The 8,940-nt window shown below is 39.0% G+C and carries 4 protein-coding genes; all 4 read right to left on the bottom strand.

Features of this window, described 5'->3' with window-relative positions:
- Positions 1-286: 286 nt before the first annotated feature.
- Positions 287-2,383 (bottom strand): alpha-L-fucosidase, encoded by a 2,097-nt coding sequence (locus tag G466_RS0118550; protein WP_034236179.1) that lies wholly within the window; start codon positions 2,381-2,383, stop codon positions 287-289.
- A gap of 206 nt (positions 2,384-2,589) precedes the next feature.
- The gene (locus G466_RS22695) at positions 2,590-4,332 is read right to left on the bottom strand and encodes a RagB/SusD family nutrient uptake outer membrane protein (protein ID WP_051315774.1); all 1,743 of its coding nucleotides are present in this window, start codon (positions 4,330-4,332) and stop codon (positions 2,590-2,592) included.
- A gap of 29 nt (positions 4,333-4,361) precedes the next feature.
- Entirely contained in the window at positions 4,362-7,604 is a 3,243-nt protein-coding gene (locus G466_RS0118540; RefSeq protein WP_084418992.1) for a SusC/RagA family TonB-linked outer membrane protein, read from the bottom strand.
- A 175-nt stretch (positions 7,605-7,779) separates the two neighbouring features.
- The coding region (locus G466_RS0118535; RefSeq protein ID WP_026814963.1) for an IS256 family transposase at positions 7,780-8,940 on the bottom strand (1,161 nt) is incomplete at its 5' end.

Raw genomic sequence — 8,940 nt, 5'->3', positions numbered from 1 at the left:
CTTGAACTGCTTAAGGAAATCATCATCAAATAAATCTTCTTTTTTCATAAAGCGCAAAAATTAAAATTAAACAAAAAAATTAACGGGGGTCATGACCCCCGTTAATTTTCTATTTACACACTTTATAAGATAGTCCCTATTCTTAAAAACTGGGCTAACTGCTCATTGTACATCTTTATAGACAGCGGTTATTTAACATTTTATGCTTTTCCCAATCATCATCACTTATCCAACATATAGGTGGTACACTATGGTTCTTAGATTAAATTGTTTTAAGTTGAAATTTCTATTTAGTAATTACTCCTATTTCTCCAATAGATAACCTCTTGTCATCATCGATTATTTTAACACCTTTCAGTTTTATATATCTCGCTTTTGCCCGTTTAAACATAACCGTTTGTTCTATAGGATTGTTTTTAATATTAGCAAACTCTCCTGTTGCAGCAGTTGACCAGGTGGTTTTATCCTTACTTGTTAAAAATTCATATTCAGATATAATCCCAACCGGCCATCTACCCTGAACTGGCATATAGGTAAAACCTTGTAATGGATATGACTTTCCCAAATCAATTATGACCTCGTTGGGTGTATTACTAGCCTCGCTAGTCCATGAACTTTTTGGATTATCATCAATAATCCTATAGGCATCCTTAAAATTTCCTGCCCTTCCATTAAGCACCTGCCAATCTTTTTTGCTGATATCAAAGTAAATTTCCTTGACCGCTGTTTTTTCCCCGTTCTCAGGATTATACGAAATTGCTTTTATCGTTGTAGGTTTATTTACGTTAAAAGGTTCCTCGTATTTCTGGGAATTTTCTAATGGTTCTGAACCATCCAAGGTGTAATAGATACCAATATTTTTATCGGCAACCTCCATGGATATCATACCATTTTTATCCCTATTGATTATAGGCTTTGTCAGTAAATTTGGAGCCCTGTACAATTCGATGTTTGATATAATTGGTTCTGCTTTTGATCCAGTAATATTTACTCTAATTTCTGAAGCTTCAATTAGATCGAAACTCAATATCCTTTTTACTCCAATAGTCGTTTGGGTGTCGATAAGTTTCCAAATACCATTTATTTTAGCCTCAACGGTAAATTCATATACTCGTTGACCAAGCGCAATATATTCTTGTAGTAAGATCCTATTTACTTCGGTCGGTTTATCAAATGATAGGGTAATTGATGCCGTGGTGACGCCATTATCCGTTGTCCAATATGATTTCTCATGGCCATCATTTACATTATAAGCTGCAAATTCAGAATGATCTCCCCTAACATTTGTTGCACTCACCTTAATGTCTTTGGCTACATTATTAGCAAAATCCTTATCAATTTGCCTTTTTAATTTCATTAATTGCTCTGTATCTTTTTCGTGCACCAGCCCTCTGTCATCTACAGGTAGATTTAATAATAAAGAGGCATTTCTACCGACGGACTCGTAATAAATATTAACTAAATGCTCTAAAGATCGTACTTGAGAATCTTCAGATGGATGATAGTACCAACCAGGTCTAATAGACACATCACATTCAGCAGGCACCCAGTGTGTACCATTTTCATGGCCGGAAAGCAATTCCTTATACTTAGGATACCCCGGATACACCTTGTTTCTTTCCAATAAACTCCAATTGGTTTCATTAGCCCAGCCCTCTTCATTACCCACCCAACGAACGTCTGGACCACCATCTCCAAAAATAACAGCATTGGGCTGCAATTCCCGTACTATTTCGATAGCCTTATCCCATTCATAATAGGTTTTGTTATCAATTTTACGCGTTTCGTTAGCGCCTCCATAATAGCCTGAGCCACCATTTGCTCCATCGAACCACACTTCAAAAATGTCACCGTAATTGGTTAACAATTCTCTTAGTTGATTATGAAAATAAGTTACATATTCTGGTTTGCCATAATCCGCATGGTTTCTATCCCAAGGCGACAAATACACACCCATTTTTAATCCATATTCCGCACATGCTTCCGATAGATCCTTCAACACATCACCTTTACCGTTCTTCCAAGGAGAATTTTTTACGGAATGTTCTGTGTATTTCGATGGCCATAAACAAAATCCGTCATGGTGCTTAGCTGTAATAATAACACCTTTCATTCCAGCTTCCTTAATGATTTTTGCCCATTGTCTGGCATCTAATTGTGTTGGGTTAAATTGTGCTGGGTTTTCACTTCCAATACCCCATTCCATATTGGTGAACGTATTCATATTAAAATGAATAAACCCATAATACTCCATATTGTGCCATGCTAATTGGCGTTCTGTTGGCAAAGGGCCATATGGTTCAGGACCATCATAATTCTGCGCATTGACTACACAGAAATTTAGTACTGCTATTAGTACAATATTTTTACAAATTTTATTCATTATTTTAAAATCAAACTAAATACTTATTTAACATCTTACTAAAGGAACCTATAATAATGATATTATTGATTGTCGTATCTTTTTTAATTGTAAAAGAGAGGCGTGCATGCCTCTCCTTCTACAACTAAACTAACTCTAAAAACTAATACCTTTCTATTAATCCTATAATTTAAACGAATTCAAAATTAACTTTTAACAAATTATCCCTACCACCCCGGGTTTTGTGTTAGAACTCCAGAAGGATACAAACCAATTTCACTTGGTGGTACTGGATAAAGATAATTTTTATTCTCATCGAATTGTTTTACAATTGTTAACCCCTGATAAGGTTCTATGAAACCATCGGAATTGGTTCGGGCAAATGGTTGTCCCACAGCATTTGGATAAACTGATGCATTAAACTTTGCTCCCAAGGGTGTTTGGACCAAAAGTTGTCCAGCTTTCCATCTAATAATGTCATCCCTTCGCATACCTTCAGCGGCAAGTTCAACTCTCCTCTCCCTTCTGATTTCATCTATTAATACAGATACAGCGGGGATATCCGCAATACTTCCATCAAAATCGGAATCTGGATCACGTACCAAGCCTGCAAGAGTCATATGGGGCATTCCCACCCTATCTCTTAGAAGATTAATGGAAATATCCAAATCGTTCTGGGTAAGTGTACCTAGTTCTGCTTTTGCTTCTGCATAAATTAGATATATCTCACCTAACCGAAAAACAAATACACCATCATCAGCTGCACCAGGAACCTGAAACACCCTGTCCGTATTGCTAAACTTCTTAATGGCGTAACCTGTTGGCCAATTTTGGTTAAAAGGAGGTACCCTATCATTTTCTTCATTAAAATACTCGTCGGGACCAACCAATTTTAAATCCCCCTTATTAAAGATGGATTGGACCATTCTAGGGTCCCGGTTCGCCATTTCAGTCTCAATGAAATCATAATCAGTAGCTTTATTAAATAAGGGGCTCAATGAAATTGGAAGACCATCTGTACATAAAAAGTCATCAGCTAAGGATTTGGAAAATCCTGTTCCGGCCTCTCCGGTAATAAATCGCTGTGACCAATGGGTAATTCCCAAATCCGTAGAGAAATGCCTAGCCAATATAGTTTCAGTACTGGTTCCAGGCTTGGCCAAAGCAAAATAGTTGTAGAAACTAGTCGCTGGACCGCCATCTTCATGCAATTTATAGCCATCCTCACTCATTATTACCTCTGCTGAAATTATAGCTTGGTTGAGCAATTCTGTAAACGGTTCCGATTTTCCATGGTATTTTCTTAATGTTCCTTCATAAAGTGCAATTCTAGCTTTTAGTGCATGGGCTATATAAACATCAATATTTTCCTTATTTCCTATTTCTTGAGGTAAGTTGATGATAGCAAAGTCGAGATCGTTTATAATGTTATTGACAACTGTTGCCCTAGAATCCCTTGGTTTATATATTTCCGGGTCGGTTTCTGCATGGGCTGTATCAAACCATGGAACATCGCCATATTTTTTAACTTTGTCAAAATAAAGATAGGCTCTAAAAAAACGACCTTCAGCCCTCCAACGATTTTTTACATCCTCTGACAGTTCTGAAGCTTCCAATTGATCAAGGAAATAGTTTACTGTCCTAATATTGTCAAAGTTCCAACCACCACCACCATAGCCGGAGGGATTGTCGTTAACTGTATTTGTGCCATGGGCAAATATGTTGCCATTGCCGTTTTGGATCTGATTGTCACTATTATTGTCCTCTTTCCAAATAAAATCTGCAAAACCTCTACCTTCTCTTGGGAAGTAATCATAGAATTGATTGGCATATATCCTAAAGTCACTTTCCGATTTGAAAAAGTTGACTGCAGTAACATCGCTTTCAGGTACTAAATCTAATACGTCATCACTACAAGAACTTACTATTAGGGCCAATATAAATATAAATCTATATGTGTAATTTTTCATTTTAATTATTTTTTAAAATTATACATCTACTAAAAAGTTAAGTTTAAGCCTACTGAGAATGATCGTTGGAAAGGATAGCTTTTCCCTGGGCCCCATCCATTGAATCCAGTAGATGAAATTTCTGGATCAAAACCACTTATTACATTATCGAATTCGAATAAATTTTGTCCCGTAAAATATATGTTTGCCGATTTTAATAGTGTTTTTTCTATTAGATTGTCTGAAAAGCTATAAGACAAGGTTAATTGTTTCATCCTTAAGTAAGAGAAGTCCTGCAGATACCTGTCTGAAGTTGCATAATTAAACCCTCCTTGGTTGCCTAGCACTCTTGGCCAATAACCTCCTTTATTATCTTCACTCCAATAATCCATATGGTTTACCTGAGGGGTCCCATTTTCATCTGGCCAAAAGAGCCCACCGTACAGTGCCATATCCCTTCTGCCTACCCCTTGCATAAAAATGTCAAGTGACAATCCCTTCCATGATGCACCCAAATTGATGCCGTAAGTATATCGAGGGGTATCATTTCCAATAATCATCAGGTCCCCGGAATCATCCACGGTTGACGTACCATTATCAATAATATTATTTCCATCCTGATCCACGAACCAGACATCTCCACCTGTAATAGGAAGTCCTGTCCTATTGGAATAATCCAAGCCAGATGACTGGTATTCAGCACTAGATTCAAATAGACCGTTGGTTCGATATCCCCATATTTCACCTATTTGCTGTCCTTCATAGAAACTGGCAGCTAAACTTTTTGTAGGGTTATCATATTTAGTGATTTCCGCCTTGGAGTCAGCAATATTAAAACCTAGGCTATAATTAACCTCGCCTATCCTATCTCTCCAGGTACCTTCAAATTCCCAACCTTTGGTGACAGATTCTACCGCATTTGCCCTGGGCGCTCCTGTCCCTAAACTTGCTGGTACGGAAGAACCAGGCCCTAATTGTTCTTTAACACGCCTTTGAAAGTAATCGAACGAATATTGCAACCTTGAATTAAACATTTCAGCATCTAATCCAATATTGCTGGAAATGGCGGTTTCCCATGTCAAAGTACTACTCACTAACAACGGGTTTCTCACTGATAATGGGCGATCTCCACCTAAAATTGTTGCCGGCCTAAAGGATTGCAAAGTCGGGAGATAAGGGAAATTTAAACGTGTAGAAGCCTCATTGTCTACAGATTGATTGCCTAACTCCCCATAGGAACCTCTAATCTTAAATTCAGACATAACAGACTTTAATGGTTCAAAGAAGGATTCTTGTGAAATTCTCCACCCAGCGGAAACAGAGGGGAAAAACCCCCATCGATCTTCAGAAGGAAATCTTGAGGTAGCATCATATCTTCCATTGAATTCCAATAAATATCTATCTAAAAAAATGTAGTTTAGACGATAGAAATACCCCTGTAATGCCCAAGCTGTACTATTTTCTCCAGCAACTGCGGTCCCAGTGGTAAGATTTAGGGATGGCAAATCATCCGTAAGTAAATTTGAATTACTTGAATTGGTAAAGTGAAATTTTTTCCTCTCCTCATTATATCCTAATGTAGCTTTTATAAAATGATCGCTTAAGAACTCCTTCTCATATTCACCATATACATTGATGGCATAATAATCATTCCTTGTACCATTTAAAAATATTCCCGTAGGTGTAGTGTGTACTGTGCTTACACCCGCTACGTCGCTCGGGCCCTCGTAACGTTCAACCATTTTTTTGTGCTGTTTTCTTTCGTGGGCAAATCCATTATAGGAATATGATCCCACAACCCGCATTCCTTCGAACGGTTTTATAATACTACCGAGTGTAATCCAGGAATCGGTCCCATCCCTTTTATCACGTCCACCATCTTTGAGAAGTGCCAATGGGGATTCAGTATTGGTGCCATCTGGATTAAGAATAGGGATGAAAGGGCTTTTCCTTGTTAAATCGTGCCATAGTGTTCCAGTGCCAGAATATGTATAAAAATTATCCTGTCGAGTACTAGTTAGTACTGTATTAATATTAAATTGGAGCCAATCGGTAGCGTCAACATCCAGTTTAACTCGAATATTTGAACGATTATAGCTATCATTTCCATATTTCAAAATTCCTTTTTGGCTAAGCAAACCAGCGGACACATAATAGGCCATGTTTTCAGAACTTCCGCTCATGGAAATGTTGTTTTCACTCAAAGGATTTGTGTTTTCAAAAATTACATCGAACCAATCGGTATTGGCAAAATACTGATATTTGGTGGGGTCATTGGGATCTACTCTCGCAGACGGGTTATTTGCCGGATCCTCGTAGTGTGCCAACAATAATGCTTTTGTTTCTGCATCAAAAGGTGCCCCCTGCCCAAGATTGTTAGCTTTCTCTTCCCTAAATTGAATATTTTGACGGGAATCTATTAGTTCGGGTATCTCTGTTGGCTTATTCAATGAATAGCTGGAGTTAAACGAGATAATTGGTTTTTGCCCTTTTTTGGCCCTTTTGGTTGTTATCAAAACAACTCCAAAGGCAGCTCTAGATCCATAGACGGCAGCCGCAGAGGCGTCCTTTAAGACGGATACACTTTCTACCTCGCTGGGATTTAATAAATTTGGATCCATCTCCACCCCATCAATGAGGACCAAGGGTCCGCCACCGTTAGTGGAAGTAAACCCACGTATATTGAATGAAGCGCCCGTACCCGGAGCACCATCGGAAAAATTTATATTAAGGTTTGGTATAAGACCCTGTAAACCTTGTCCTAAACTTGTTATAGGTCTATTCTCAAGCTTAGCGCTGCTCATTACAGAAACTGCCCCTGTCAAGTTTACTTTTTTCTGTGTTCCATAACCTACTATAACAACTTCATCCAAGCCAGATGCGCTTTCCTCTAAACTTACTGAAAGGCTTGTTTGCCCATTCAATGTGAGTTCTTTTGTTGCAAAACCTAAATAGGTTATAACAAGGATTGCGTCCTGATTTGTTACTTCAATAGAGAAATTCCCATCAAAATCTGCGGTTACCCCGTTAGAAGTTCCTTTTTCAATAATATTCGCTCCGGGCAGGGGGTTGCCCTCTACGTCGGTAATGGTTCCACTTATCGTCTGTTGTTTAAGGGTATTGCTTGCCTTGGAAACTGATAAGCTGGTTATATCAGTTTTTAAAATATCCTCCGAAGAGGTTCCAGGATGGCACATTGCGGCTTCAAAACTCATTACCATTAAGAGGTAAAACAAAGTTTTACCTGTCCTTTTAAATTTGGAAGTGGTCATCTTCCGTAATTTTTGATTCATACTCTTTAAAATTTGATGGTTAAAAGGGGTTGTTGATTATTTAATCATTTTTGCTAATTTCAAAAAAATTTATGTGTGAATGTGATACTATTATCACAATTAATAGCATTATATTAACAGTTGACACTATCCCGTAAACTGTGTAAGTTTAAAATAACAGGGGTTGGACTTTTATCTAAAGTCTGACCCTTTTTTCATATATCGTCAGGAACTGATTTAGGATGATTCCCCAGTTCCTTACTGGCATGGACCATTTTTTGGTCGCTTCCCTCACTGCCAAATATACGGATTTCATCACCGCATCGTCCGTAGGGAAGGAAAGTTTGTTCTTGGTATACTTTCTTATTTTCCCGTTCAGGTTCTCGATCAGGTTGGTAGTATAGATTATTTTCCTGATCTCTATGGGGAACTCAAAGAATACCGTGAGCTCTTCCCAGTTGTCCCTCCAGCTCTTTATGGCATAGGAGTACTTGTCGTTCCATTTCTGGGCAAAATCCTCCAGGGCCATCTTGGCGGCCTCTTGATTGGGGGCGTTGTATATATGCTTCATATCCGCGGTGAAGGCCTTCTTATCCTTCCATACGACGTACCTGCATGCATTTCGGATCTGGTGGACCACACAGATCTGGGTCTTGGATTCCGGAAAGACATTTTTGATAGTATCCGTAAATCCATTAAGGTTATCGGTGGCAGTAATCAGGATGTCCTCGGTCCCACGGGCCCTGATGTCGGTCAGTACGCTCATCCAGAAAGCAGCTGACTCGTTCTTGCCCAACCATAGGCCCAGCACCTCCTTTTTTCCGTCTCGGCGCAGACCAACGGCAATGTAGATCGTTTTGTTGATGACCTTGGAGTTTTCGCGTACTTTGAAGACGATACCGTCCATCCAGACAATGAGATAGACAGGCTCCAAAGGGCGATTTTGCCATGCGACTATATCACCCGATATGCTTTCCGTGATCCTAGATATGGTGGAAGTGGATACCTCAAAATTATAGACCTCACGGATCTGCTCTTCAATATCGCTATTGCTCATTCCTTTAGCATAGAGCGATACGATAACGTTCTCGATCCCATCAACAATACTGCCCCGCTTGGGCACTATCATAGGGTTGAAGGAAGCCTCCCTGTCCCTGGGGACCAAGATCTCGGATTCTCCAAAAGAAGTTTTTACCTTCTTCTTGGAGTGTCCGTTGCGAAAATTGCCGCCATTGGACTTCTGATGTTTTTCGTAATCAAGATGGCCGTCCAGCTCACCTTCAAGCATTTTCTCAATGCCCCGCTTTTGGATATCCTTAAGAAAACTGGTAAGCTCATCACCGGTCTTGAACTGCTT

Source organism: Arenibacter certesii DSM 19833 (assembly GCF_000429545.1).
In the GTDB taxonomy this organism is placed as follows: domain Bacteria; phylum Bacteroidota; class Bacteroidia; order Flavobacteriales; family Flavobacteriaceae; genus Arenibacter; species Arenibacter certesii.
Note: the sequence above shows the minus strand (reverse complement) of the source record. Positions and strands in the feature narration are given on the sequence as shown.